The sequence below is a fragment of the Afifella sp. JA880 genome, from assembly GCF_025379905.1.
Classification (GTDB): domain Bacteria; phylum Pseudomonadota; class Alphaproteobacteria; order Rhizobiales; family Afifellaceae; genus Afifella; species Afifella aestuarii.
In genome coordinates this window covers 420,445-446,859 of the sequence record NZ_JAOANH010000001.1, presented here as the reverse complement: position 1 = coordinate 446,859, position 26,415 = coordinate 420,445, and the positions used below count along the sequence as shown (strand labels likewise).

Genomic DNA, 26,415 nt, shown 5'->3' with positions numbered 1-26,415 from the left:
GCATCTTAGACGGAGGTTTTGTTGACTCCGCCCGAACCCCTCCCTAAAACTTAGTTTGGAATGGTTCAAAAGAAATGCATTCGTCCCCGCTCGTGGCAGGGGCGCATCTAAACACTATGTGTTCGTTCGGTTGCAAGAATAAAGCAGCCGTCCGGCCAGGAGCCATGATGAGTCGGGCTAGAACCTATCTGGACGCAAATGCCACCGAGCCGCTTCGCCCGCAGGCGCGCGAGGCAATGCTTGCGGCTCTTGAACATCCCGGCAACGCGTCCTCGGTGCATGGTGAAGGGCGATGGGCGCGCGATCTGATCGAAGGCGCGCGCGAAGCCGTCGCCGCACTTTTGGGAGCGAAAGCCGCAAACGTCGTCTTCACCAGCGGCGCGACCGAAGCCGCCAATTGGGCACTGACCCCGATGGCGCCGGACGAGCGGCTTTATGTCAGTGCGGTCGAGCATCCCTGCGTTCTTGCTGGCGGCAAGTTCGATCCGGACAGGACGGCTTCCGTGCCGGTGCGCGGTGACGGCGTTCTCGATATCGAGGCATTGCGTGCACGGCTCGCAGCAGATGCCGGCGAAGCCCATCCGGTGCTTGCCTTGATGGCCGTCAACAACGAGACGGGGGTGGTACAGCCCGTCGCCGAAGCGGCGGCCGTCGTACATGAGTTCGGCGGGCGGGTGGTCTGCGATGCCGTTCAGGCGGCCGGCCGCATGCCTCTTTCTCTCGAGGGCCTTGGCGCCGACATTTTGTTTCTCTCCTCGCATAAGCTTGGAGGCCCGCAGGGTGCCGGAGCGCTCGTGGTGCAGAGCGACGAGGCCTTCCCGAAGAATCTGCTGAAGGGCGGAGGCCAAGAAAAGCGTCGCCGCGCAGGCACCGAAAACCTCGCCGCGATCGCTGGTTTCGGCGTTGCGGTGCAAGAGGTGCGCCACCATGTGTCGCACATGGAAAGGCTGCAGGAGCTGCGCCAACGGCTTGAGCAGGGTCTGCGCAAAATTGAGGCGCGCACTTTGATTGCCGGCGAAGCGGCTGAGCGGGTCGCCAACACGGTCTTGTTTGCAACGCCGGGCATGGCCGCGGAAACGCTGGTGATCGCATTCGATTTGGAGGGCGTGAGCGTCTCCTCCGGGTCTGCCTGTTCATCGGGCAAAGTCGGCGACAGTCATGTGCTGCGCGCCATGAATTTTGCCGCTCCGAGCGCTGTCAGGGTCAGTCTTCCTTGGAACGCGGACGAGCGGGATATCGATCGTTTTCTTGACGTGTGGCAGACCATCCATCATCGGATGAACCTCGGCCGGGCGGCTTGAACCAATAAAGGAGAACTGAATGCCAGCCGTTCAGGAGACCATTGAGCAAGTTAAGCAGATCGACGTCGATAAGTATAAGTACGGCTTCGAAACGCTGATTGAGTCTGACCGGGCGCCGAAGGGGCTCGATGAGAGCACCGTGCGTTTCATTTCTGCCAAGAAGGGCGAGCCGGAATGGATGACCGAATGGCGTCTTGAGGCTTACCGGCGCTGGCTGACGATGAAGGAGCCTTCCTGGGCGCGGGTGAAATATCCCAAGATCGATTACCAGGAGCTCTATTACTACGCCGCTCCGAAATCGATGAGCGGACCGAACTCGCTCGATGAGGTCGATCCGGAGATCCTGGCGACCTACGAGAAGCTCGGCATTCCTCTGAAAGAGCAGGAGATTTTGGCGGGCGTCCGCAAGGCGGATGAGCCCTCCTCACTCGACGAAGATTCCGGCACTCCGCCCAGTGGCAGCGGCGGCCGGCAGGTTGCGGTTGATGCGGTTTTCGATTCCGTCTCTGTCGCCACGACATTCAAGAAAGAGCTCGCCAAAGCCGGCGTCATCTTCATGCCGATTTCAGAAGCGGTCCGTGAATATCCGGATCTCGTCAGGAAGTATCTCGGCTCGGTCGTGCCGATCACCGACAATTTCTTTGCGACCCTGAACTCGGCAGTCTTTTCCGACGGATCCTTCGTCTACGTGCCGAAGGGCGTGCGCTGCCCGATGGAACTGTCGACCTATTTCCGCATCAACGAGCGCAATACGGGTCAGTTCGAACGCACGCTGATCATCGCCGACGAGGGAGCCTACGTCTCGTATCTCGAAGGCTGCACGGCGCCGATGCGGGACGAAAACCAGCTCCACGCGGCTGTCGTCGAGCTCGTTGCCCTCGACGATGCCGAGATCAAATATTCCACGGTCCAGAACTGGTATCCGGGCGACAAGGACGGCAAGGGCGGCGTCTACAACTTCGTGACGAAGCGCGGCGATTGCCGGGGCAAGAACTCCAAGATTTCCTGGACCCAGGTCGAGACCGGTTCGGCGATCACCTGGAAATACCCGTCCTGCATTTTGCGCGGCGACAATTCGGAAGGCGAATTCTACTCGATCGCCATTTCCAATGGTCACCAGCAGATCGATTCCGGCACGAAGATGATCCATCTCGGCAAGAACACAAAGAGCCGGATCATCTCCAAGGGCATCTCGGCGGGCAACTCCAACAACACCTATCGTGGCCTGGTGTCGGCGCACCGCAAGGCCTCGGGAGCCCGGAACTTCACGCAGTGCGATTCGCTCCTGATCGGCGAAAACTGCGGCGCTCACACAGTGCCCTATATCGAATCCAAGAACGCCGGGGCGATCTTCGAGCACGAAGCGACGACGTCGAAAATCTCCGACGACCAGATGTTCTACTGCCAGCAGCGCGGCATGAGCGAGGAAGAAGCGGTGGCCCTGATCGTCAACGGCTTCGCCCGTGAGGTCATCCAGAAGCTGCCGATGGAGTTCATGGCCGAGACGCAGCGCCTGATCGGCATCTCGCTGGAAGGCAGCGTCGGCTGATTGCGGGCGGCTCTTCGGAAGCCGAATTTTGAGACATATCAGGGGGCTGACCCTGAAAGCTGAATCAATTCAGGAACAAACGCATGCTTGAGATCAACGACCTGCACGCCAAGGTGGCGGAAGACGACAAGGAAATCCTGCGCGGCCTCTCTTTGAAAGTCGGAGCGGGAGAGGTGCATGCCATTATGGGCCCGAACGGGTCCGGCAAGTCGACCCTGTCCTATATCCTGGCGGGCAAGGAGGATTACGAGGTCACGGGCGGATCCGTCACCTTCAAGGGCGAGGACCTCTTGGAGATGGAGCCCGACGAGCGGGCCGCCGCCGGCGTCTTTCTGGCCTTCCAGTATCCGATCGAAATTCCGGGCGTCGGCACGATGACTTTCTTGAAGACGGCGATGAACGCCCAGCGCAAGGCGCGCGGCGAGCCGGAGTTGACGACGCCGGAATTCATGCGCCGCGTGAAGGAAGTGGCGGGCGAGCTCAACGTCACGCCGGAGATGCTGAAGCGCCCGCTCAATGTCGGGTTTTCGGGCGGTGAAAAGAAGCGCAACGAAATCCTGCAGATGGCGCTTCTCGAGCCGTCGCTCTGCTTGATGGACGAGACGGATTCCGGCCTCGATATCGATGCGCTCCGTGTCGTGGCCGATGGCGTCAACAAGCTGCGTTCGCCTGATCGCGCGATCGTCGTCATCACCCACTATCAGCGCCTGCTTGAATACATTGTGCCGGATTACGTGCATGTTCTCTCGCGAGGCCGCATCGTGACGTCCGGTGGGCGCGAGCTCGCGCTCGAGCTGGAGGCGAAGGGCTACGCCGATTACGTGGAGGCCGCGTAATGGCCGAGCCCGAACGCACGCGCACAAAAGCCGAGGAGGCGCTGGCTCACCATTTTGCAGCGCTTTCCGGCGACGATCCGATACGCGACATGCGCACCACGGCCTTCGATGCCTTCATCGAGAAGGGCTTGCCGAACCGCCGCGTGGAAGACTGGAAATATACTGACCTGCGGCGGCTGATGACGGACGCGCCGGTGCCTGCCGAGCCCGTCAATCCGGAGCGCGCGCGTCACCTGGTCGATCAGGCGGATATTTTCGCCGATATCGACCGCGCCCGCATCGTCTTCGTGAACGGATATTTCGTACCGCCGCTCTCCGATTTGAGCGGCGTCGAAGATGCGCTCGATTTTGCGTCGCTCGGCCGTTTTTTGAACGACGGTGGCGCTCTCCTGGAGCGGAGCGAGCAGGTCGATCCAGGTGAAGCGCCGGTCTATGCGCTTAACAGCGCCTTCGTGCGCGACGGCGCCGTGATCCGTATTCGCGAAGGCGCAAAGCTTACGAAGCCGCTTGAGATCTGCACCGTCTTTGCCGGAAACGAGCCGGGGCTGCAGACGCTCCGCCATCAGGTGACGGTGGGAGACGGAGCGGAAGCTGTCATCCTGCAAAGCTATGTCGGTCCCGATGGCGTCGGCTACCACACCAATGTCGTCTCCGACATTCGCATCGGCAAAGGTGCGAAGGTGAAATGGGTGAAGGCGCAGGAGGAGGGTGACCAGGCGCTCCATCTTGGTCTCATCCTGCCGCGTGTCGAGGCCGACGCGGTGTTCGATCCGTTCTTCTTCGCTGCCGGAAGCGCGGTCGCTCGTTCCGAGATCCGAATGATCTTCGACGGCGAGGGGGCCACCTCCGGCATCCGCGGGGCGACCATTGCGAGGGGCCGCCAGCATCTCGACACCACCTTGATCGTCGATCACGCGGTGCCGGAATGCGTGAGCCAGGAATTCTTCAAGTCGGCGATCGACGACGAGGCGCGTGGCGTTTTCCAGGGCCGCATCAATGTCTGGCAGCACGCGCAGAAGACCGAAGGCAAGATGATGAGCCAGGCTCTGCTCTTGTCGGAGAATGCGGAGTTCTCCAACAAGCCGGAGCTCGAAATCTTCGCCGATGACGTAGTGTGCGGCCACGGCGCAACCTGCGGCCAGATCGACGAAGAAATGCTTTTCTTCATGCGCTCTCGCGGCGTTCCGGCCGATGAGGCAGAACGTCTGCTGGTGCATGCATTCCTTGCTGAGGCGATCGAGGAGATCGCAGACGACGACGTGGTTGCGGCACTTGAGGCGCGCACACGCCGCTGGCTGTCGCTCGGAGGCGAGGTCCGCTGACGAAAGCTGCCGCGACCTGCGGCAGCCATTTTGCGAATAGGCGCTTCGGCGCGAGAGGACAGGGCTGATGCTGACAAAGAACGCCACCTACGACGTGGAGGCTGTGCGGGCCGATTTTCCGGCGCTTGCGCTGGAGGTCTATGGCAAACCGCTCGTCTATCTCGACAACGGTGCCTCGGCTCAGAAACCGCAGGCGATGATCGACGCCGTTTCGCGGGCCTATGCCTCGACCTATTCCAACGTTCATCGCGGCCTTCATTTCCTCTCGAATGCGGCAACCGAGGCCTACGAGGATGCCCGAGAGACCGTGCGCGGCTTTCTCAATGCTGGGTCGGTGGACGAGGTGATTTTCACGCGCTCCTCGACGGAGGCGATCAACCTTGTCGCATCGTCTTATGGGAGCATGGCGATCGGAGAGGGGGACGAGATCGTCCTTTCCATCCTCGAGCACCACTCGAACATCGTGCCTTGGAACTATCATCGCGAGCGCGCCGGCGCGGTGATCCGCTGGGCGCCGATTCGCGAGGATGATTCGTTCGATCTGGAAGCCTTTGAGCAGCTTCTCAACGATCGCACCAAAATGGTTGCCGTGACTCATCTTTCCAACGTCACGGGGACGGTCGTGCCGATCCGGGAGATCTGTCGGCTTGCTCATGAGCGCGGCATCCCCGTTCTCGTCGATGGCAGCCAGGCCGCCGTGCACCTGCCAATCGACGTTCAGGATCTCGGCTGCGATTTCTATGTCTTCACCGGCCACAAGACCTATGGACCGACCGGTATCGGAGTCCTCTGGGCGAAACGGGAATGGCTGGAGAAAATACCGCCGTTCCTCGGTGGTGGAGAGATGATCAAGGATGTGACGCAGGACGGCGTCACCTATGCGGAACCGCCGCATAAATTCGAGGCCGGGACGCCGCCGATCGTTCAGGCGATCGGGCTGGGCTCTTCGCTCAAGTACATGCGGGAGCTTGGGCGTGAGAAAATTGCGGCCCATGAGCACGAGCTCAAGGAGTATGCGCACGAACGGTTGGGGGAGATCAATTCGCTCACGATCTATGGGCATGCTCCGGATAAGAGCGCCATCATCTCTTTCAATCTCGAAGGCACGCACCCACACGATGTCTCGATGATTATCGACCGGGAAGGGGTGGCGGTGCGTGCGGGCACGCATTGTGCGCAGCCACTTCTCACCCATTACGGGACGACCGCCACGTGCCGTGCGTCTTTCGGCCTCTATAATACGAAAGCAGAAGTCGATAAATTGGCGGAAGCCCTGATGAAGGCGCAGACCTTCTTCGCGTGAGGATAAGAGCGATGGATGAGACCACGCACAAGGACGAAACCGACGCCGCGGCGGTGCCCTCTGCGCAGGTGGACGAGGCGCCGAATTCCCCGGATATCGAGGTTTCGGCGATGCCGCCTGAGGAGGTTGAGCGCCTGAGCCAGGATATCGTGGCGGCTCTCAAAACCGTGTACGATCCCGAGATCCCGGCAGACATCTATGAGCTTGGCCTGATCTATAAGGTCGATATCGACGATTCGCGCCATGTGAACATCGACATGACTCTCACGGCGCCGGGTTGTCCGGTGGCCGGTGAAATGCCGATCTGGGTGGAGAACGCTGTTGCCTCCGTCCAGGGCGTTTCCGGCGCGACGGCAACGATGGTCTTCGACCCCCCCTGGACGCCGGAACGGATGTCGGATGAAGCGAAGGTCGCGATCGGTTGGTGGTAGGGCCGAAAGCCGCTTGACGCGGGGGGCTCCGCAGTCTCGTGCTCCGGCTTTTGCAAGACGCACCGCGGGACTGGAAACGACGAACCTCAGTGACTAGGTTGAACCTATGGCTTTTCCCGGATTTCAAGTTCTGAGCCTCACGGATGCCGCAACAGCGCGTGTCCGTGAAATTGTGGCAAACGCGGAATCGCCGGCCTCGGGCATCCGAGTCGGCATCAAGAAGGGCGGATGCGCCGGTATGGAATATACCGTCGATCTCGCGCGCGAGGTCGACCCCTCCGATGACAAGGTCGATCTTGGAGAGGGGGTTGCGGTTTTCGTCGATCCTTCCGCCACCTTGTTTTTGCTCGGCACCGAAATGGACTTTGAGGTGACGAAGCTGCGGACGGGCTTCGTGTTTCGTAATCCCAATCAGACCTCGGCCTGCGGTTGCGGCGAATCGGTGGAATTGCGGGCTGCCGATCCTGGCAACTTCCAATCGGCCCGTGTGTGAGCACGATTTCTGATCTCAAATAAAAAACGCCGGCCCTCGGGCCGGCGTTTTTTATTTGGGAATGAGACGGAGCGGCGATCGATCGATTTCGGCCACCTTGCGGGCCCGTCTACGTGCTCCTTCAGCTGTTGCCGACGCGAACCGGCTGCAGAAGAAAGGCCGGCACGTGATCGCCGAAGCCGACGGGCTCCTCTTCGCGCTGCCTCTGCTGCTTGCCTTTCGACCGCCCGCTCTGCTGCGGCTTGTCGTTGCGCTGTGGCCGCGAATCCGGACGAGAACTCGCCTTGCTGTGCTCGGATTTCCCGTGCTCGGACTTGCTGTGACCCGACTTGGTTTGGCCGGACCGGGTTTCGGTCGGTGCAGAACCCTCGCTTGCAGCAACCTCGTCCGCATCCGTCTTCGTTGCAGGCTTTGCGCTGCGCGAACGCTCTCGGCCGCCGCTCTTCCCGCGCCGCGAACTTGAGCGCCGCGGCCGTTCGTCTTCGTCGTCTGCCTCCGGTTCGGCGGCTTCAAAGTCGGGAAGGGGCGGGATTTCGCGATGAATGAGCTTTTCGATCGCAGAGACGTACTTTTTCTCTTCAGCTGTCATCAGCGTGAAGGAGCGGCCCTTGCGCCCAGCCCGACCCGTCCGGCCGATGCGGTGCACATAATCTTCCGCATGCGTCGGCACGTCGAAATTGAAGATGTGACTGACCGCCGGGATATCGAGGCCGCGGGCGGCGACGTCGGAGGCGACCAGAAGGCTGATGCGATTTTCGCGGAACGATTCCAGCGTCGCAAGCCGTGCATGCTGGTCCATATCACCGTGCAACGCCCCAGCCGAATAGCCGTGCCGCCTGAGCGAGCGCTCGAGCGTCGCAACATCGCGCTTGCGATTGCAGAAGATGATCGCGTTGGTGAGATCTTTTTCGCGATCGATCAAAGCCCGCAAAGCGACACGCTTCTCGTGCGGTTTGCGACCCGTGACGACGGTGTGTTGGCTGACGTTTTCCGCAGTGCTGGACGGTCGGGAAACCTCCACCCGCTCCGGATTGGTCATGAACTTCGCCGCGAGCGTGGCGATTTCCTTCGGCATCGTCGCCGAGAAGAGAAGCGTCTGCGGTTTGCGCGTCGCCGTGATCAGGCTGACGATCCGCTCGATGTCAGGAATAAAGCCCATGTCGAGCATGCGGTCCGCCTCGTCAATGACGAGGACTTCGACACCTGTCAGAAGCAGCCGGCCGCGCTCGAAATGATCGAGCAGGCGCCCCGGTGTCGCGATCAGAACGTCGGCACCCCGCGTCAGCTTCTTGTCCTGCTCATCGAAGGAGATGCCGCCGATGAGAAGCGCCACGGTGAGTTTGTGGTTGGCGCCATAGCCGGAGAAATTGTCTTCCACCTGTGCCGCGAGCTCGCGCGTCGGCTCGAGGATGAGCGTCCGCGGCATACGTGCGCGTGCACGACCGCGCTCCAGCAGCGTCAGCATAGGAAGAGTGAAGGACGCCGTCTTGCCCGTGCCTGTCTGGGCGAGGCCGAGGACGTCTCGTCCTGCCAGCACATGCGGGATCGCCGCCGCCTGAATGGGCGTCGGTTCGGTGTAGCCTACCGCGTGAACGGCCTGCAAAACCTTGTCGCTTAAACCGAGATTATCAAAGCTCATGGGAAATTTCGCGCCCGGCGGAAAACTTCTCAACGTCGGGCTTGTTTACACGAGGCGCACCATAGGTGCCATGCGACATGTGTCAAGCAAGCGGTTGAGCTGGCATGCTTTCGTCCTCCGCGGATTTTCGTTGAGGCCCTCCTGGGGCAGCGCACCCAGAGCCAATTGCGATGGAATGGCCCCGAATTAGGTGTTGAAGTTGCCTCTGTTTTGAGAGGTCCTTGGAGGCTTTTTCCTTAATACGCCTTCGTCCGAGACCTTGATGATAGCAAAAGTCGCAAGACCCTATCGAATAAACATTGTAGGACCATCGTTATGCTAAAAATAGACTTCGCCAAAAATCCGGTCGGTTTCTGCCACAATGTGGCGGGAAAAGGGTGTATTAACTTATCGTTCACAGTTTGCCGCCGTACATTAACGTTCGTTAACAATAAACAGCTGGTTTGAAAGCCTCCCACTGTTGCGTTTCGGCGACAGACAGGACCGTCGCGCTTTGCTAAATGAACTCTTGGCAAAGGGGAGCCTTACAGTTTTCCCGCAATGGAGTACCACATGAAAAAGATCCTTCTCGCGAGCGCCGCGGTTGCCCTGATGGGCGGTTCCGCCCTCGCAGCGGATTTGCCGACCTATGAGCCGGCTCCCGTCGCAACGCCGGTTGCCACCCCGACCTACAACTGGTCCGGCGGCTATGTCGGTCTTCAGACTGGCTGGGCATGGTCGAACGTCGACACCGACTTCAACTACGGTGGCACGACGGTCGGCGGTTTTGATTTCGACAGCGACGGCTGGACGGCCGGTGTTGCCGCAGGTTGGGACTACCAGTGGAACTGGGCCGTCCTCGGCGTGCGCGGCGACATCAACTGGCTTGACGTCGATGGCGACGGCAACCGTGACACCGTTGTCAACGGCATGGACGCCAACTGGCTCGCCAGCTTGACGGCCCGCGCCGGTGTCGGCATGGACCGCTTCCATCCGTATGTCCTCGGTGGTGTTGCCTACGTCGATTATGACCACAGCAACTCTTACACCGACGGCACTGTTGTCTATGGCGACAGCGACGACGATGGCGACTTCGGCTGGACGCTCGGTGCCGGCATCGAGGTTGCGGTCACCGACAACATCTCGGTCTCGGGTGAGTATCGCCACTACTGGTTCGACGACAAGTCGATCGGTTATGCGGACGGCTCGAGCGTCGATTTCGACACCGACATGGACACCTTCATGGTTGGTGTGAACTGGCGCTTTGGCGGCCCGAGCGGCTCGGTGATGGCCAATTACTAATTCTCGCTTCCGAGCGAGTGCGAAACCGGCGGCTTCGGCCGCCGGTTTTTTTTGTGCATCACGGTGTGTCGTGAGGAGAGGTGTTGCGGGCGCCTCGCGCAGGCCTGGGACTCGCCCCGTCGCATCGATCGAGATGATTGCCCGGCCGCCGCACCGCGCTCGAATGCAGCGTCGACACGCCGGATATCGCGCTTGCTCCGAACCGCTTTGTGAAGCGAGAGCCGCGCTCGGGCGGGCCTAGATGTCGAGATCCGGCGGTGCGAAAGCCGCGCGCTCTTGGATGAAGGCGAAGCGTGCTTCGGGCTTGTTGCCCATGAGCTGTGTCACGGTGGCGCGAACCGCCTGAGCTTCGTCTTCAACGACACCGACGCGCAAAAGCGTGCGGCGAGCAGGGTCCATCGTCGTCTCTTTGAGCTGCGCCGGCATCATCTCGCCGAGGCCTTTGAAGCGGCTCACCTCGACCTTGCCGCGGCTCGAAAATTCGGTTCGCATCAGTTCGTCGCGATGAGCTTCGTCGCGGGCGTAGAGAACCTTTCCGCCTTGCGAAAGCCGGAAGAGAGGAGGGACCGCGAGAAACACGCGTCCCTGCCGGATTGCCTCCGGCATTTCACGATAGAAGAACGTGATGAGGAGGGACGCGATATGCGCGCCGTCCACATCGGCGTCGGTCATGATGATGATCTTGCCGTATCGCAGATCCTGCTCGCGGTAGCGCGAGCCGGTGCCGCATCCGAGCGCCTGGATCAGGTCCGAGAGCTGCTGATTCTGAGAAAGCTTTTCGCGCCCGGCGCTCGCCACGTTGAGGATCTTGCCCCGGAGCGGAAGAATTGCCTGCGTGCGCCGGTTACGGGCCTGTTTGGCGGAGCCTCCGGCCGAATCACCCTCCACGATGAACAGCTCGGTATCGTCGCGGTCGCTCGCGGAGCAATCGGCAAGCTTGCCCGGAAGGCGCAGTTTGCGGGTCGCGGTCTTGCGGGAGATTTCTTTTTCGCGGCGTCGGCGCAGGCGCTCTTCGGCGCGGTCCACCACCCAGTCGAGAAGGTTTGCCGATTGGTTCGGTGATGCGGCGAGCCAATGATCGAACGCATCGCGAATGGCGGCGTCGACGATGCGGGACGCTTCGCCAGTTGCCAGCCGGTCCTTGGTCTGGCCGACGAATTCCGGTTCGCGGATGAACACCGAGAGCATGCCGCCCATCGACGTCATGATATCGTCGGAGGTGATCTGCGCCGCGCGCTTGTTGCCGATAAGCTCGCCATAGCCCTTAAGGCTGCGCAGGAGCGCGGTGCGCAATCCGGCTTCGTGCGTGCCGCCTTCAGGCGTCGGCACCGTGTTGCAGTAGGAGCTCAGGAAACCGTCGCCGGCAAACCAGGCCAAGGCCCATTCGACGGCCCCATGCCCGCCCGGACGTTCCGTGCGGCCGGAAAAAATGTCTCCGACTCGGGTCTCTCCGGCGAGCGTGGCGTCGAGATAATCGCGCAGCCCATCCGGAAAATGGAAGACGGCCTTCTCCGGCACTTCGCTCTTCGGATCGATAAGGGACGAAGGGCAGTTCCAGCGGATTTCAACGCCGCCGAAGAGATAGGCCTTCGATCTCGCCATCTCGTGCAAACGCTTGGGATCAAACGTTATCTCGGTGCCGAAGATTTCCGGATCCGGGCGGAAACGGATACGCGTGCCGCGGCGATTCGGGGCGTCGCCGGCTTCTTCCAGCGGGCCGAGAGGCTGGCCGCGCGAAAAAATCTGTCTGTAGAGCTTGCGATTGCGCGCAACCTCCACCTCGAGTTTTTCCGACAGGGCATTGACGACGGAGACGCCGACCCCGTGCAATCCGCCGGAGGTTTCATAGACCTTCGAATTGAACTTTCCGCCGGCATGCAGCGTCGTCATGATGACTTCGAGCGCGGACCTGTCGGGGAATTTCGGATGCCTGTCGACGGGGATTCCGCGGCCATTGTCGGTGACGGTCAGGAATCCTTCGGTGTCGAGCTCGACCTCGATCCAACTGGCGTGGCCACCCACGGCCTCGTCCATCGAATTGTCGATCACCTCGGCAAACAGATGGTGAAAAGCCTTCTCGTCGGTGCCGCCGATATACATGCCCGGCCGGCGCCGGACCGGCTCCAAGCCCTCCAGGACCTCGATGTCGGTGGCGGAATAGCCCGACGCCGGAGCGCTCGCCTCACGTGCCTTGCGGCGGCGCGGGGTCCGCTCGGTGGGCGTTTTTGTGCCGGAGGGCTTGCTGGCGCTCGAAAAAAGATCCTCGGCTCGGTCCATGCTTCTGCCTTGATGCGAATCGGGTGGCGATGTTGCCATGGTCTCGGCCTGGCGGCGACGTGACCCTACTCCATGCGCAGCCGCAGAGAAGCGACCGCAGAGCATGCCGCTATCGATGCGCCTTCAAGCGCTTAGTTTCAAGGGCAGCGCGCAGCTCGGCTTGCAACCGGTGGAGAACCGGAGGTGGACGACCGACAGGGCAAAGGAAGCCTTTTCGGATGCGCGCGATGAACCTAGCCGGCCATCCACCTAGACCGCTTAAAGGTAGAGCAGATTCGTTAACGGTGCTGTGCCGTTTGCGACACATCTGCCTGGAAACTCGGCCTGCGCCAATTTGGCGGCCCACGCTTCATCTTCCGGCGGAGGCTGAGATAAGGTCGCAGGGCGCCGAAACGAGGATGTCACTCTGGATCCGATGTCTCGTCGAGACGGGGCCCCAATCCGCGCGTGCAATAAAAAGGGGAGGCGGTGACCGCCTCCCCAGAGTGCTTTCGATGATGGCTCTGAGCCCGAAGGGGTCAGACCGAGTAGTACATCTCGAACTCGATCGGATGCGGGGTCTGCTCGTAGCGGATGTTCTGCTCGCGCAGGAGGTCGAGATAGGCCTCGATCTGATCCTCGTCGAAGACGCCACCGGCGGTCAGGAAGTCGTGATCGGCTTCCAGCGAAGAGATGGCTTCACGCAGCGAGCCGCAAACCGTCGGGATATCCTTCAGCTCCTCCGGCGGCAGATCGTAGAGGTCCTTGTCCATCGGGTCGCCCGGATGGATCCGGTTCTTGATGCCGTCGAGGCCGGCCATCAGCATGGCGGAGAAGGCGAGATACGGGTTCGCCGCCGGATCCGGGAAGCGGATCTCCATGCGCTTCGCCTTCGGCGAATTGGTGTACGGGATACGGCAGGAGGCCGAGCGGTTGCGCGCCGAATAGGCGAGCAGAACTGGAGCCTCGTAGCCCGGGACCAGACGCTTGTAGGAGTTGGTGGTCGGGTTTGTGAAGGCATTGAGTGCCTTGGCGTGCTTCAGGATGCCGCCGATGTAGAAGAGGCATTCTTCCGAAAGGTCGGCGTACTGGTTGCCGGCGAAGACCGGGTTGCCGTCCTTCCAGATCGACTGGTGGCAGTGCATGCCGGTGCCGTTGTCGCCAAAGACCGGCTTCGGCATGAAGGTCGCCGTCTTGCCGTAGGCCGCGGCCGTCTGATGGATGCAGTATTTGTAGATCTGCAGCTTGTCGGCGACGCGCACGAGCGTGTCGAACTTCATGCCGAGCTCATGCTGAGCGGAACCGACCTCGTGATGGTGCTTTTCGACGTCGACGCCCATCTCGGCCATGTACATCAGCATGTCGGAGCGCAGGTCCTGGGCCGAATCGATCGGCGGCACCGGGAAATAACCGCCCTTGGTGCGCACGCGGTGGCCCATATTGCCGCCTTCGTACTCCGTCCACTGGTTCGTGGGCAGCTCGATGGAATCGAGCAGGAAGCCGGTGTTGTAAGGCGTGCAGGAGAAGCGCACGTCGTCGAAGATGAAGAATTCCGCTTCCGGACCGAAAAAGGCGGTGTCGCCGACGCCGGTCGACTGCAGATAGGCGAGGGCCTTCTTCGCCGTAGTGCGCGGGTCGCGGTTGTAGGGCTCGCCCGTGGACGGCTCCAGGATGTCGCAGAAGATGGCGAGCGTCGGCTGCGCGAAGAACGGGTCGATGACGGCGGTGTCGGGATCCGGCATCAGCGTCATGTCGGACTCGTTGATGGCTTTCCAGCCGGCGATGGAGGACCCATCGAACATGATGCCGTCGGCGAACATATCCTCGTCGACGATGGATACGTCCATGGTCACGTGCTGCATCTTACCGCGCGGGTCGGTGAAGCGCAGGTCGACATATTTCACATCGTTGTCTTTGATCGTTTTCAAGACATCGGAAGCATTGCTCATGAGTGTCACCTTCTAAATGGAATTGGGAAAGGGTGCGGCCATCGGAGAAGTGCCGGCCGCGACCGATCTCTAGATTGCCTCTGCGCCGGTTTCGCCCGTGCGGATGCGAATGGCTTCTTCGACGCTGGAGATGAAGATCTTTCCGTCGCCGATGCGACCGGTTTGCGCTGCGTTTCGGATGGCATCGACGGCCCGCTCGACAAGCTCGTCCGGCAGAACCACTTCAACCTTCACCTTGGGCAGGAAATCGACGACATATTCTGCACCGCGATAGAGCTCGGTATGGCCCTTTTGACGACCAAAGCCCTTAGCCTCGGTCACTGTGATGCCCTGCAGTCCGACTTCCTGCAACGCCTCCTTCACTTCATCGAGTTTGAACGGTTTTATGATCGCTTCGATCTTCTTCATATCAAGGGAAACTCCAGAGCCCGTGAGCGTCGTCGTCGCTCCGACCGCCCCTCAGCAGGAAGCGTGCCAGCCCGCTCTCGGCGGCGTGCGCATGGAAGACGAGGCGCCTGCCGCTGCCAAGGCTAATTTTGCGGCGACGGATGACCGCTTTTTCCCCATTGGTGTGGCATAATAATGAGGCAACTGCACAATGCGTGATCATTTCTCTGCCCGGGATGCTCTCCTCCTCCTCACTCCGGAGGAAATGGAGCGCGCCGACCGAGCTGCGATGGGCGCCGGAATTTCCGGCCCTTTGCTCATGGAGAACGCCGGCGCGGCGGTCGCAGAACATGCACAGGCCATGTGCCCGCACCGCGGGCATGTCCTCGTTCTGGCCGGGCCCGGCAACAACGGAGGCGACGGCTTCGTCGCCGCACGTTGTCTCGCGGAGCGCGGTTATCGTGTCCGGCTTGCGCTCCTCGGTTCCCGCGAAAAACTGTCAGGTGACGCGGCGAGCGCCGCTTCGCGCTGGCCGGGCGAGATCGAGCCGCTGTCGGCCGGGATCGATCTGTCCGCCGACCTCATCGTCGATGCGCTTTTCGGGGCGGGTCTCGGGCGGCCGCTCGACGGGGAGGTGGCCGCTCTCGTCGAGGCGGTCAATGCGAGCGAACGACCGGTTCTGGCCGTCGACCTCCCAAGCGGCATCGATGGTCGTACCGGAGGCGTTCGCGGAGCGGCCTTCAAGGCGGCAAGAACCGTGACCTTCTTCCGCGAGAAGCCCGGACACCTCCTGTTGCCCGGGCGTCTCCATTGCGGGGAGATCCATGTGGCCGACATCGGCATCCCGGGCGCGGTGCTGCCGGGTCTTTCGCTCCGCCTGTGGCGCAATCATCCAGGCCTGTGGCGCACCGTTCTGCCGCTCCCGGGTGTGGAGGGACACAAATACGCCCGCGGCCATGCCGTCGTCGTCTCAGGGCCGGCCCATGCGACGGGAGCCGCGCGCCTGGCGGCGCGGGCCGCTCTGCGGGCGGGGGCGGGTCTCGTCAGTATGGCGGCGGAGGAAGATGCCATTTCGACACTTGCGGCCCATCTCACTGCGATCATGATCAAGAAGGCGGACGGCTCTGGAGGTCTGGCCGAGCTTCTTGCGGATACGCGCCTCAACGCCGTGGTGATCGGGCCGGGCGCCGGGGTGGGGAAGGCGACATGCGAACGTGTGATCGCCTGCCTGAAGAGCGAGGCGGCCGTCGTCCTCGACGCCGATGCCGTGACGAGCTTCAAGGAGCATCCCGGCGGGCTCTTCGATGCGATCGCAGGCCGCTCGGCTCCGGTCTTGATGACGCCGCATGCGGGCGAGTTTTCGCGGCTTTTTCCTGATCTCGCGGAGGAGGACAACAAGGTCGAGAAGACACGCAAGGCCGCCGAGCGAGCCGGAGCGATCGTCATTCTCAAGGGCGCGGACACGGTCGTAGCCGCCCCTGACGGTCGGGCTGCGATTTCCGCGCAGGATGCTCCATGGCTCGCGACGGCCGGGACGGGTGACGTTCTCGCTGGCATGATCGCAGGGCTTGCCGCCCAAAGAATGCCGGCTTTCGAAGCCGCATGCGCTGCGGTTTGGATGCATGCCGATGCGGCACACCGTTTTGGGCCGGGCCTGATTTCGGAAGATTTATCGGAGATGCTGCCCGCGGTGTGGTCGCAGCTCGCATCTGAATGCTGCGCTGATTAACCACAGGCGAACCGCGGGATTTCGTTAAACTCCAGTTTACGCTAAGAGAGGACGTGTGGGCAGGTGACGTGATGTGTCGTCGGTTGCCACGGCAAGCTTCAAGACTCACTGCACAATGATTGGACCTCAGCCCTCTTCGGAGGGCTTTTCTTTTGGCGGTTGCGCGCCACCTTGTGCGCGGACAAAGACATGATATAGAGCCCCAACCTTGGCAGGGCGCGCCAGCTCTTGAAGGTGGCGGGCGTGGTGGAACTGGTAGACACGCTTGGTTTAGGTCCAAGTGCCTAACAGCTTGGGGGTTCGAGTCCCTCCGCCCGCACCACGTCACCCGACGCTTGACGGCGCGAACCGCTTACATCTCAACTTCAGGCAATCAAGCGGCGAGTTTCGCCTGAGCATCAGGAAGCGACAATGGATATCAACGAGACCCTCTCCGACGGCCTCAAGCGCGAATTGAAGGTTACCGTTCCGGCCGGCGAATTGAACGATCGGCTGGCTGCGCGCCTGGATCAGCTGCGGGGACAGGTCCGCCTCAAGGGCTTCCGCCCTGGCAAAGTCCCGACCGAGCATCTGCGCCGGCTCTATGGCAAGGCCGCGATGGCGGAAATCGTCGAGAACATCGTTGCCGAGACGACACGTACGGCCATCAACGAACGCGGAGAGAAGGCTGCCATGCAGCCGGAAATCGCCATGACCGACGACGAGGCGGAAGCCAACGAGATCTTGGCGGCCAATGCCGATCTGACCTTCACGGTGAATTACGAGGTTCTGCCCGAATTCGAGATCGCCGAGATCAAAGGCATCAAGATCGAGCGCCCGATCGCCGAAGTGCCGGATGAAGAGGTCGATGAGCGCCTGAACGCCATCGGCGAAGGAAGCCGCACCTACGAGGCGGTGAAGCGCAAGGCCAAGGACGGCGACCGCATCACGATCGGCTTCGTCGGCAAGATCGATGGCGAAGTCTTCGACGGCGGCAGCGACGACAACACCCAGATCGTCATCGGCTCCGGCCAGTTCATCCCGGGCTTCGAAGAGAAGCTGAAGGGCGTGAAGGAAGGCGAGGAGAAGACGATCGAGGTGACCTTCCCGGAGGATTATCCCTCTGAGAAGCTTGCCGGAAAGCCGGCGACGTTCGATGTCACGGTCAAGGAAGTGGCCGCTCCGCAGGAGCTGAAGCTCGACGACGAGTTCGCGCAGAAGCTCGGTGTCGAATCGCTCGACAAGCTGAAGGAAGCCGTCCGCGCCCAGCTCGAAAGCGAATACGGTTCTGCTACCCGCCAGCGTGTGAAGCGTCAGCTCCTCGACGCGCTCGACGAGAAGCACGAATTCCCGCTTCCGGAAAAGCTGGTCGAGCAGGAGTTCGAGAACATCTGGCGGCAGGTGATGCACGATGTGGAGCATCACGGCCGTTCCTTCGAAGATGAAGGCACGACGGAAGAAGAGGCGCGGGCGGAGTACCGCACCATTGCCGAGCGCCGCGTGCGTCTCGGTCTCGTCCTGTCGAAGATCGGCGAAGAAGCGAAGGTCGAGGTCGGCGAGGAAGAGCTGCAGCGCGCTCTCTACGAGCAGGTTCGCCGCTTCCCGGGTCAGGAACAGCAGGTGATCGAGCACTACCGCAACAATCCGGAAGCGGTGCAGGCGCTTCGCGCTCCGATTTTTGAGGAGAAGGTCGTCGACTACATGCTCGAGCTCGCCGACGTCACCGACAAGACGGTGTCACGTGAGGAGCTGCTTGCCGATGACGACGAGGATGACCACGAGCATCACCATCATCACGACCACGATCACTGATAGGTGACCAAACTGGCGTGTGGCGCAGTCGACGCTGCGTCACCGCACCACGCAGGCCGCGCATCGCGCGGCCTTTTTTCCGCCAAGGCGGGCGTCATGTTTTACGGGGCTTTGGCAGATTGCTAAGAACCCCCTAAATTAGGACGAATCGTACCCCCGTGCCCGCGCCTCTGCGGGCAGAGCAAAGGCCTCCCATGAAAGATCCCGTTGAAACCTACATGAACCTCGTCCCCATGGTCGTGGAGCAGACCAACCGGGGTGAGCGCGCCTACGATATCTTTTCGCGCCTTCTGAAGGAGCGCATCATTTTTGTTACGGGCATGATCGAGGATCACATGGCGACCCTCGTCTGTGCCCAGCTCCTTTTCCTCGAGGCGGAGAACCCTAAAAAGGAGATCAGCCTCTACATCAATTCGCCCGGCGGTGTCGTGACCTCCGGCTTTGCGATGTACGACACGATGCAGTTTATCAAGCCGGCTGTGTCGACCTTGTGCATCGGGCAGGCTGCCTCGATGGGCTCGCTGCTTCTTTGCGCCGGTGAAAAGGATATGCGCTTTGCCGTTCCCAATGCCCGCATCATGGTGCACCAGCCCTCGGGCGGCTTCCAGGGGCAGGCCTCGGATATCGAGCGCCACGCCGAGGATATTATCAAAATGAAGCGCCGGCTGAACGAAATCTACGTCAAGCACACAGGTCAGAACTATGAGACGGTTGAGCGGACGCTCGATCGTGACTATTTCATGACGGCTGAGCAGGCGCAGGAGTTCGGATTGATCGATCGCGTGATCACAAGCCGGGCGATGACGGAGACCGAGGGGCAGGGTTGACGTTGCAAGCGTCACGCAGGCTAGAAGCTGTTAAGTTTATCTTGAAACCGTACAGCCAAAGATGTTCGATGAAAGGGGCGTGCTGCTTAGCGGCAGCGCCTCGTGCCAGGCGCCGGAATGGCGGGCTGGCCCACCGGAGAGGTGACCGATGAGCAAAATCAGCGGTAACAGCGGGGACAGTAAGAACACGCTCTACTGCTCCTTCTGTGGCAAGAGCCAACACGAGGTGCGGAAGCTCATCGCGGGACCGACCGTGTTTATCTGCGACGAGTGTGTCGAGCTTTGCATGGACATCATCCGGGAGGAGAACAAATCCTCGCTGGTGAAGTCCGGCGACGGCGTGCCTTCGCCGCAAGAGATTTACAACGTCCTCAACGACTACGTGATCGGCCAGACGGGTGCCAAGAAGGTGCTCTCTGTCGCTGTCCACAACCATTACAAGCGCCTCAACCATGCGGCGCGGAACAATGATGTGGAGTTGGCGAAGTCCAACATTCTGCTGATCGGCCCGACGGGTTGCGGCAAGACGCTGCTTGCGCAGACCTTGGCCCGCATTCTCGATGTGCCCTTCACCATGGCGGACGCGACGACGCTGACCGAAGCCGGTTACGTCGGTGAGGATGTCGAGAACATCATCCTGAAGCTGCTTCAGGCCGCCGATTATAATGTGGAACGTGCTCAGCGCGGCATCGTCTATATCGACGAGGTCGACAAGATTTCCCGCAAGTCCGACAACCCTTCGATCACCCGCGACGTGTCGGGCGAGGGCGTCCAGCAGGCCTTGCTGAAAATCATGGAAGGGACGGTCGCTTCCGTGCCGCCGCAGGGCGGACGCAAGCACCCGCAGCAGGAATTCCTCCAGGTCGACACGACGAACATCCTGTTCGTGTGTGGCGGCGCGTTCGCCGGTCTCGATCGCATCATTTCCGACCGTGGCCGCAAGACCTCGATCGGCTTCTCCGCCACCGTCGCTTCGCCGGACGATCGCAAGATTGGCGAGCTTCTGAGCCAGGTTGAGCCGGAGGACCTTCTGAAATTCGGTCTTATTCCGGAATTCGTCGGACGTATGCCGGTCGTGGCGACGCTTGAGGATCTCGACGAGCCGGCTCTCGTCTCCATCCTGACGGAGCCGAAGAACGCGCTGGTGAAGCAGTATCAGCGGCTCTTCGAGATGGAGAATGTCGAGCTGACGTTCCATGAGGATGCGCTTGCGGCGATCGCCCGCAAGGCGATCGAGCGCAAGACAGGCGCCCGTGGCCTGCGTTCCATCATGGAAGCGATCCTGCTGGAGACGATGTTCGATCTTCCGGGCCTCGACGGGGTGGAGGAGGTCGTCATCTCCGGCGACGTGGTCAACGGCAGCGCACGCCCGCTCTACATTTACTCGGAACGTCATTCCGAGACGCAGAACGCTGGTCGCTCGGCCTAGGAAAGCGGTGAGGGGCCTCAGGTTGACAACCGGGCCTCTCCTATCCACCTAACCGGGTAACGCAACAAGCTCGCTTCGAACGGTCGCGCCAGGTGTGTGGCTTGTCATTTTGTCTGCGCCCAAAAGTGATCCCGTAAGCGAGTACTCTTTACACTGAGATTTCGTCGGATCGACCGGCGAACGCGAAGGAATCCTTATGACAGAACCCACTGGTTTCCTCGGATCTGCTGAAGGGAACGGGGTTTATCCCGTCCTTCCTCTTCGCGACATCGTTGTCTTCCCGCACATGATCGTGCCGCTCTTCGTCGGGCGGGAGAAGTCGATCAATGCCCTGGAAGAGGTGATGCGGGCAGATAAGATGATCCTGCTGGCCACCCAGAAAGACGCCAGCGACGAGGATCCGTCTCCGGAACGTATTTACGAGGTCGGCACGCTCGCCTCGGTTCTGCAGCTTTTGAAATTGCCCGATGGCACCGTGAAGGTGCTGGTCGAGGGGCGCAGCCGTGCGTCCATCAAGCGCTTCAGTGATCGCAAGGACATTTTCGAGGCCGAGGCCGAAGAGATTCCGGAGACGCTGGGCGACGAGGTGGAAGTCGAGGCGCTGTCGCGTTCCGTGGTCGCGGAGTTCGAGAACTACGTGAAGCTCAACAAGAAGGTGAGCCCGGAAGTTCTGACCGCCGTCGCCAACATCGAGGATTATGCCAAGCTCGCCGATACGGTGGCGTCGCATCTCGCCATTCGCATTCCCGAGAAGCAGGAAATCCTGGCTCTCACCTCTGCGACCGACCGCCTGGAAAAGGTGCTCGGCCTGATGGAGAGCGAGATCTCCGTTCTGCAGGTGGAGAAGCGCATCCGCTCGCGCGTCAAGCGCCAGATGGAGAAGACGCAGCGCGAGTACTACCTCAACGAGCAGATGAAGGCGATCCAGAAGGAGCTCGGCGATTCGGAAGACGGACGCGACGAGCTGCGCGAGCTGGAAGACCGCATCGGCAAGACGAAGCTCTCCAAGGAGGCCCGGGAAAAGGCCGAGGCGGAGATGAAGAAGCTGCGCCAGATGAGCCCGATGTCCGCCGAGGCGACCGTCGTGCGCAATTATCTGGATTGGCTGCTCAGCATCCCGTGGGGCAAGCGCACCAGGGTGAAGAACGATCTCGGTCATGCCGAATCCGTGCTCGAGACCGATCATTACGGTCTTGAGAAGGTCAAGGAGCGGATCGTCGAGTACCTCGCCGTGCAGAGCCGCGCCAACAAGCTGAAGGGGCCGATTCTGTGCCTCGTGGGACCTCCCGGCGTCGGCAAGACCTCGCTCGGCAAGTCGATCGCAAAGGCCACCGGCCGCAACTTCGTGCGCATGTCGCTGGGCGGCGTTCGTGACGAAGCCGAAATCCGCGGCCACAGGCGCACCTATATCGGCTCGATGCCCGGCAAGGTGATCCAGTCGATGCGCAAGGCGAAGAAGTCCAACCCGCTCTTCCTGCTCGACGAGATCGACAAAATGGGCATGGATTTCCGCGGCGATCCGTCGTCGGCGCTTCTCGAGGTGCTCGATCCGGAGCAGAACGCAACCTTCATGGACCACTATCTGGAGGTCGAGTACGACCTGTCGGATGTGATGTTCGTGACGACCGCGAATACGCTCAACATCCCACCCGCCTTGATGGACCGGATGGAGATCATTCGCATCGCCGGTTACACCGAGGATGAGAAGGTCGAGATCGCGCGGCGCCATCTCTTGCCGAAGTCGGAAAAGGATCACGGCCTCAGGAAGGGCGAGTTCTCGATCGACGACGAGGCGCTGCGGACGGTGATTCGCCGCTATACGCGGGAAGCTGGCGTCAGAAATCTCGAGCGCGAGCTCGCCACCCTCGCCCGCAAGGCGGTGAAGAAGCTCCTGACGAGCGACGAAAAGAAGGTCGCGATCACCTCAGACAATCTCGCCGATTATCTGGGTGTGGCCCGGTACCGATTCGGTGAAGCCGAAAGGGAGGACATGACTGGTGTCGTCACTGGTCTTGCCTGGACCGAAGTCGGTGGCGATCTGCTGACGATCGAGGGGGTGATGATGCCCGGTAAGGGCAAGATGACCGTCACCGGCAACCTTCGCGACGTGATGAAGGAATCGATTTCCGCAGCAGCGTCCTATGTGCGCTCGCGGGCCGTCGATTTCGGCATCGAGCCGCCATTGTTCGATCGGCGCGATATCCACGTGCACGTGCCCGAGGGCGCGACGCCGAAGGATGGACCCTCGGCCGGTATCACGATGGTGACGGCGATCGTTTCGGTGATGACGGGCATTCCAGTCCGTCGCGATGTCGCCATGACCGGTGAGATCACCTTGCGCGGCCGCGTTCTGCCGATTGGTGGCCTTAAGGAGAAGCTTTTGGCGGCCCTCCGCGGCGGCATCAAGACCGTGCTCATCCCGGAAGATAATGCCAAGGATTTGGCGGAGATTCCGGACAATGTGAAGAGCGGCCTTGAGATCATACCCGTTGCCCGAATGGATGAGGTTCTGCGGCATGCATTGGTCCGCCAACCGGAGCCGATCGTGTGGAGCGAAGTGGAGAACGAGCCAAAACGCTCTGACGTTGCCGAGGATGACAGCGCCGCAACGATGATTGCGCACTGAGTGCGCTTAAGCTTCAGACGGCCCGGAACCTTCCGGGCCGTTTTGTCGTTCAAAGTTGCGGAAATGCCCAGTTTTCTTGAAGATTTTGCAGATTTTCCGGGCTCTGGCGCTTGCCCCAGGCGTTAATGTGACGCAGAGAATCGCCATCTCGACAAAGGGAGAATGAGAATGAACAAGGGTGAATTGGCCGCTGCGGTGGCAGAGAAGACGGATCTGTCCAAGACTCAGGCGACGGACGCTGTGGAAGCCGTTTTCGGCTGCATCACGGATGCCCTTAAGAAGGGCGAAGAGGTGCGTGTGCTTGGTTTCGGCAATTTCGCCATCTCGGAACGCGCCGCCAGCACGGGCCGCAATCCGCAGACCGGCGAAAAGATCGAAATCAAGGCTTCCAAGCAGGCCAAGTTCAAGCCGGGCAAGGGTTTGAAGGACGCCGTCAATAGCTGACGGTCCCGCTGTTTTGTTGAAAGGCCGACCTCTTCGGCCTTTTCGATTCCGTCTTCGCGGAATCCATTCTCTTCCAACAGACTTGTCATGAGCGACCGCCCTTTATACAGGGGGGCGGCGGGCGGTTAGCTCAGTTGGTAGAGCATCTCGTTTACACCGAGAGGGTCGGCAGTTCGAGCCTGTCACCGCCCACCAGAATTCCCGGAGCCAGCTTGCAGCCAACGGCTTGCTGGCGCCGGTTTCAGAAAGCTGCACCAATCGTTCGGTGCACGCTTGACACAGACGGCGCAGTCACCTATCTCGCCGTCTCGCTGAGGGCCAAACCACTGGCCCGAAGCCGCCCGCGGGGGTGTAGCTCAGTTGGTTAGAGTGCCGGCCTGTCACGCCGGAGGTCGCGGGTTCGAGCCCCGTCACTCCCGCCATTTTTTCTCAGATCCAACCAACGTCTGAGAGCCTGCCGGAGAGAGGACATCTCTCTCCCCCAAAGGCGGAATTTCACAAACCTCATCTTTTCGACTGATCGGCCCGTAGCGTTCGGATTGATGTCCAGGCGCCATCTCTGACGTCGTCGATTCGCATTTGCCAGGAGGCCAGCGCGCACGGCACGTCGCCGACTCGCTTCCGCGGCTGGCGCTGAGAATCGAATCAAGAAAATCGGATTGCGAATTGCGAGACTGGCTTGTTGTGCCTGTTCCGCCCGGTCCTGCGCCCCGCCGACCTGCTTTACGCCTTCACCGGGCCCTGCAGGCCGCCAGGAGCGCGTAGGGCGCCGATCTCAATCTCGCTCGGGAAAGTCATGGCACTGCCCCGCGAGCGCGTCTGTGACGCTCTGTGGGCCCCTCAGCTCGCGTCCCCAATCGAGCGGTACCATCGCAATCGGACCTTGCTCGCGCTGGGCTGCCGTCCTGGCGCGATCGTGATGAGGTTCGGCCGGAGGCAAATTGCCGGCCGCGCAGCCCCGCGACATGCGTGACGAATGGCGGGACTGGAGGGGGCTTGTAGGTCCCGGCGCCTCGGAGTGGCGTCCTACGAAGCCCGATCTTATCGACGCTTGCAGGAAGGTTCCGGAAATTAGAAAATGCCTAGACAAAGCCGATAAAAAATTATTAAAAATAAGAATTATATATTGCGTCTGAGGGAAACAAACATGGCGACCAGCATTCAGCAGGACATTACCTTCGTGATCGATACCACCGGAAGCATGTGGGACGAAATCGACACGGTAAAAGAAAGCGTCACGTCTGTTATCGACGCGATTTTTGGGTCTGGTACAACTGATGCGCGCGTTGCGTTGGTCGCTTACAACGACCCGGATACTGAGGTTGTTCTGAATTTCACCAACGATACGAGCATTTCTGCGAGGGAGACGGCGGCACGTGAGGCGATTGAGAGCCTCTACGCATCCGGCGGGGGCGATCTCCCGGAGCTCGTCAACGCAGGTCTTCTCCATGCGCTCGACGGCGATATTGGCGCCTGGCGCCCGGAAGCTGAAGCGCGGCGCATCATTCTGTTCGGCGACGCGCCTCCCAAAGACACCGATCTTCATGACGAAGTGGTGTCACTCGCCAACGGTCAGGATGTGCAGATCTACGGCGTCATCATCGGCGTTTCCGGCTCTGGCATCGACAGTGGCACCAAAGAGGCCTTCCAGGACCTGGCATCCGCGACCGGAGGGGGCGTGATTGAAGCGGAAACCACCGAGGACGTCGTTGATTCGCTTCTCTCGGTGATCCTGACCGGGACCGAACCTATCACCGGCACTTCTGGGGATGATGCGCTGAACGGCGGTATCGGCTTCGATACTCTGATCGGCGGAGGCGGAGCCGACACGATCTCCGGGGCCGGCGGGAGCGATCAGATTTTCGGCGGACCAGGCGACGACGTGGAGTTCGGCGGGTCCGGCAATGATGTGATGTTCGGCGGCGGAGAAGCCGACAAGATTTGGAGCGGTGATGGGTCCGACCAGGCCTATGGCGCCGCCGGCAACGATGTCATCGGCGGTGGCAAGGGCGACGACATCCTGGGCGGCGGAACTGGTGCGGATTCCCTGTACGGCGGCGATGGCGACGACACGGTCTACGGCGGCTCTGACGCCTCTCGCGATGTGATCTACGGCGGGAGTGGCTCAGATGTGGCCTATATCGGAGCGGGTCACGACGTTCTGGTCGGCGGCGCGGACGACGATATCCTCGGCGCAGGCTCAGGCAATGACGAGGTTGCGGGCGGGGCCGGTGCGGATACGATCTACGGCGCTGCGGGCGATGATACGATTTTTGGCGGTGAGGACGACGACGTCATCTACGGTGGCTCGGGCAATGACGTGATCTATCTGGGATCCGATTCGTCCTCGTATGACGTCTATGCCGCCGGACCCAACAATGGTGATGACACCGTCTATGGGTTCGAGGACGGGCGTGACCACATCGATCTCTCCGAGACCTCGATCGGCAGTTCGACTGAGCTCGATGCAGCTCTTTCGACCGACGCCTCCGGCAATGTCGTCATCGCCTTCGCCGAGGGCGGCAGCATCACGATCGACGGCATCAGTGCTGGAGAGTTCAGCAGCTCGGACGTTTATTTCTGACTTCGCCGGCCTGCCCGCCTGCGCTGACACAGCCTTTCCCGCCCGCAGTTCTGATGCGGGTGGGGAAGGGGCCTGACGCCGTTCCTGGGGTCTCCCCGTCATCTCCCGTTTTTGCCCCTCTCATAAGGCGCGCATCTTGCGACGCGCGAATCTTGCTGGAAGCCGCCAACGTCCCGTCCACGATGACCATGGGCGCCGGCAGGTCGCGCCATAAATTCCGGGTTGCGAGAGGGATGCG

18 protein-coding genes, 3 tRNA genes and 1 pseudogene are annotated in these 26,415 nt (G+C 61.1%); 18 read left to right on the top strand and 4 right to left on the bottom strand.

What is annotated here, in order from left to right; translation table 11 throughout:
* The first annotated feature begins 167 nt into the window (after nt 1-167).
* From NYQ83_RS02145 to sufA, 7 genes are all read left to right on the top strand, one after another.
* The gene (locus NYQ83_RS02145; RefSeq protein WP_261211969.1) at nt 168-1,301 is read left to right on the top strand and encodes a cysteine desulfurase family protein; all 1,134 of its coding nucleotides are present in this window, start codon (nt 168-170) and stop codon (nt 1,299-1,301) included.
* Nucleotides 1,302-1,320: 19 nt separating this feature from the next.
* On the top strand, nt 1,321-2,850 hold the full coding sequence (gene sufB / locus NYQ83_RS02140; protein WP_128293918.1) for a Fe-S cluster assembly protein SufB: 1,530 nt from the start codon (nt 1,321-1,323) through the stop codon (nt 2,848-2,850).
* A gap of 83 nt (nt 2,851-2,933) precedes the next feature.
* Nucleotides 2,934-3,686, top strand: a complete 753-nt coding sequence (gene sufC, locus NYQ83_RS02135; protein ID WP_128293919.1) for a Fe-S cluster assembly ATPase SufC — start codon at nt 2,934-2,936, stop codon at nt 3,684-3,686.
* A complete protein-coding gene (sufD, locus tag NYQ83_RS02130) occupies nt 3,686-5,008 on the top strand; it encodes a Fe-S cluster assembly protein SufD (RefSeq protein ID WP_261211965.1) in 1,323 nt (440 codons plus the stop codon). Before sufC ends, sufD begins: the two co-directional genes overlap by 1 nt.
* Before the next feature lie 67 nt (nt 5,009-5,075).
* Entirely contained in the window at nt 5,076-6,311 is a 1,236-nt protein-coding gene (locus NYQ83_RS02125; protein ID WP_261211963.1) for an aminotransferase class V-fold PLP-dependent enzyme, read from the top strand.
* Nucleotides 6,312-6,421: 110 nt separating this feature from the next.
* Nucleotides 6,422-6,742, top strand: coding sequence for an SUF system Fe-S cluster assembly protein (locus tag NYQ83_RS02120; protein ID WP_244514555.1), 321 nt, complete (start codon nt 6,422-6,424; stop codon nt 6,740-6,742).
* Between the two features lie 106 nt (nt 6,743-6,848).
* A complete protein-coding gene (sufA, locus tag NYQ83_RS02115) occupies nt 6,849-7,235 on the top strand; it encodes a Fe-S cluster assembly scaffold SufA (RefSeq protein ID WP_261211962.1) in 387 nt (128 codons plus the stop codon).
* A gap of 121 nt (nt 7,236-7,356) precedes the next feature.
* Here the strand turns inward: sufA and NYQ83_RS02110 are convergent, their stop codons facing one another.
* Nucleotides 7,357-8,874 carry a DEAD/DEAH box helicase gene (locus NYQ83_RS02110; RefSeq protein WP_261211960.1) on the bottom strand — a complete coding sequence of 506 codons (1,518 nt, stop codon included), beginning with the start codon at nt 8,872-8,874 and terminating at the stop codon, nt 7,357-7,359.
* A 552-nt stretch (nt 8,875-9,426) separates the two neighbouring features.
* On the opposite strand from NYQ83_RS02110, the gene NYQ83_RS02105 reads away from it, so the two are divergent.
* Nucleotides 9,427-10,155: an outer membrane protein gene (locus NYQ83_RS02105; RefSeq protein WP_164879697.1), complete on the top strand. Its 729-nt coding sequence runs from the start codon at nt 9,427-9,429 to the stop codon at nt 10,153-10,155.
* Nucleotides 10,156-10,392: 237 nt separating this feature from the next.
* Here the strand turns inward: NYQ83_RS02105 and parE are convergent.
* From parE to NYQ83_RS02090, 3 genes and pseudogenes are all read right to left on the bottom strand, one after another.
* Nucleotides 10,393-12,365: pseudogene (gene parE, locus NYQ83_RS02100) on the bottom strand (DNA topoisomerase IV subunit B); the annotation flags it as partial.
* 585 nt (nt 12,366-12,950) lie between these two features.
* Nucleotides 12,951-14,360, bottom strand: a complete 1,410-nt coding sequence (gene glnA / locus NYQ83_RS02095) for a type I glutamate--ammonia ligase (RefSeq protein WP_128293927.1) — start codon at nt 14,358-14,360, stop codon at nt 12,951-12,953.
* Nucleotides 14,361-14,429: 69 nt separating this feature from the next.
* Complete coding sequence (locus NYQ83_RS02090) at nt 14,430-14,768, bottom strand: P-II family nitrogen regulator (RefSeq protein WP_092812670.1); 339 nt, start codon at nt 14,766-14,768, stop codon at nt 14,430-14,432.
* Between the two features lie 190 nt (nt 14,769-14,958).
* Between NYQ83_RS02090 and NYQ83_RS02085 the strand changes: the two genes are divergently transcribed.
* From NYQ83_RS02085 to NYQ83_RS02040, 10 genes are all read left to right on the top strand, one after another.
* Nucleotides 14,959-16,476 carry an NAD(P)H-hydrate dehydratase gene (locus NYQ83_RS02085; RefSeq protein WP_261211956.1) on the top strand — a complete coding sequence of 506 codons (1,518 nt, stop codon included), beginning with the start codon at nt 14,959-14,961 and terminating at the stop codon, nt 16,474-16,476.
* 237 nt (nt 16,477-16,713) lie between these two features.
* A tRNA-Leu gene (locus NYQ83_RS02080) sits at nt 16,714-16,798 on the top strand.
* 89 nt (nt 16,799-16,887) lie between these two features.
* Nucleotides 16,888-18,267, top strand: a complete 1,380-nt coding sequence (tig, locus tag NYQ83_RS02075) for a trigger factor (protein ID WP_128293929.1) — start codon at nt 16,888-16,890, stop codon at nt 18,265-18,267.
* A gap of 194 nt (nt 18,268-18,461) precedes the next feature.
* Entirely contained in the window at nt 18,462-19,094 is a 633-nt protein-coding gene (locus tag NYQ83_RS02070; RefSeq protein ID WP_092812661.1) for an ATP-dependent Clp protease proteolytic subunit, read from the top strand.
* Between the two features lie 148 nt (nt 19,095-19,242).
* The gene (gene clpX, locus NYQ83_RS02065; RefSeq protein ID WP_092812658.1) at nt 19,243-20,523 is read left to right on the top strand and encodes an ATP-dependent Clp protease ATP-binding subunit ClpX; all 1,281 of its coding nucleotides are present in this window, start codon (nt 19,243-19,245) and stop codon (nt 20,521-20,523) included.
* A 196-nt stretch (nt 20,524-20,719) separates the two neighbouring features.
* A complete protein-coding gene (gene lon / locus NYQ83_RS02060) occupies nt 20,720-23,149 on the top strand; it encodes an endopeptidase La (RefSeq protein WP_261211950.1) in 2,430 nt (809 codons plus the stop codon).
* Nucleotides 23,150-23,317: 168 nt separating this feature from the next.
* Nucleotides 23,318-23,593 carry an HU family DNA-binding protein gene (locus NYQ83_RS02055; RefSeq protein WP_128293931.1) on the top strand — a complete coding sequence of 92 codons (276 nt, stop codon included), beginning with the start codon at nt 23,318-23,320 and terminating at the stop codon, nt 23,591-23,593.
* Between the two features lie 119 nt (nt 23,594-23,712).
* Nucleotides 23,713-23,788 (top strand) — tRNA-Val (locus NYQ83_RS02050).
* Between the two features lie 150 nt (nt 23,789-23,938).
* Nucleotides 23,939-24,015 (top strand) — tRNA-Asp (locus tag NYQ83_RS02045).
* 725 nt (nt 24,016-24,740) lie between these two features.
* A complete protein-coding gene (locus NYQ83_RS02040) occupies nt 24,741-26,177 on the top strand; it encodes a VWA domain-containing protein (RefSeq protein ID WP_261211943.1) in 1,437 nt (478 codons plus the stop codon).
* Nucleotides 26,178-26,415 lie beyond the last annotated feature (238 nt).

What these genes read in the sequence shown, in the direction of transcription:
- sufC (WP_128293919.1), top strand. Translation starts at nt 2,934, where the DNA reads ATGCTTGAGATCAACGACCTGCACGCCAAGGTGGCGGAAGACGACAAG.
- NYQ83_RS02105 (WP_164879697.1), top strand. Translation starts at nt 9,427, where the DNA reads ATGAAAAAGATCCTTCTCGCGAGCGCCGCGGTTGCCCTGATGGGCGGT.
- sufB (WP_128293918.1), top strand. Translation starts at nt 1,321, where the DNA reads ATGCCAGCCGTTCAGGAGACCATTGAGCAAGTTAAGCAGATCGACGTC.
- NYQ83_RS02120 (WP_244514555.1), top strand. Translation starts at nt 6,422, where the DNA reads ATGCCGCCTGAGGAGGTTGAGCGCCTGAGCCAGGATATCGTGGCGGCT.
- NYQ83_RS02055 (WP_128293931.1), top strand. Translation starts at nt 23,318, where the DNA reads ATGAACAAGGGTGAATTGGCCGCTGCGGTGGCAGAGAAGACGGATCTG.
- glnA (WP_128293927.1), bottom strand. Translation starts at nt 14,360, where the DNA reads ATGAGCAATGCTTCCGATGTCTTGAAAACGATCAAAGACAACGATGTG.
- NYQ83_RS02070 (WP_092812661.1), top strand. Translation starts at nt 18,462, where the DNA reads ATGAAAGATCCCGTTGAAACCTACATGAACCTCGTCCCCATGGTCGTG.
- tig (WP_128293929.1), top strand. Translation starts at nt 16,888, where the DNA reads ATGGATATCAACGAGACCCTCTCCGACGGCCTCAAGCGCGAATTGAAG.
- clpX (WP_092812658.1), top strand. Translation starts at nt 19,243, where the DNA reads ATGAGCAAAATCAGCGGTAACAGCGGGGACAGTAAGAACACGCTCTAC.
- NYQ83_RS02085 (WP_261211956.1), top strand. Translation starts at nt 14,959, where the DNA reads ATGCGTGATCATTTCTCTGCCCGGGATGCTCTCCTCCTCCTCACTCCG.
- NYQ83_RS02145 (WP_261211969.1), top strand. Translation starts at nt 168, where the DNA reads ATGAGTCGGGCTAGAACCTATCTGGACGCAAATGCCACCGAGCCGCTT.
- lon (WP_261211950.1), top strand. Translation starts at nt 20,720, where the DNA reads ATGACAGAACCCACTGGTTTCCTCGGATCTGCTGAAGGGAACGGGGTT.
- NYQ83_RS02125 (WP_261211963.1), top strand. Translation starts at nt 5,076, where the DNA reads ATGCTGACAAAGAACGCCACCTACGACGTGGAGGCTGTGCGGGCCGAT.
- sufA (WP_261211962.1), top strand. Translation starts at nt 6,849, where the DNA reads ATGGCTTTTCCCGGATTTCAAGTTCTGAGCCTCACGGATGCCGCAACA.
- sufD (WP_261211965.1), top strand. Translation starts at nt 3,686, where the DNA reads ATGGCCGAGCCCGAACGCACGCGCACAAAAGCCGAGGAGGCGCTGGCT.
- NYQ83_RS02040 (WP_261211943.1), top strand. Translation starts at nt 24,741, where the DNA reads ATGGCGACCAGCATTCAGCAGGACATTACCTTCGTGATCGATACCACC.
- NYQ83_RS02090 (WP_092812670.1), bottom strand. Translation starts at nt 14,768, where the DNA reads ATGAAGAAGATCGAAGCGATCATAAAACCGTTCAAACTCGATGAAGTG.
- NYQ83_RS02110 (WP_261211960.1), bottom strand. Translation starts at nt 8,874, where the DNA reads ATGAGCTTTGATAATCTCGGTTTAAGCGACAAGGTTTTGCAGGCCGTT.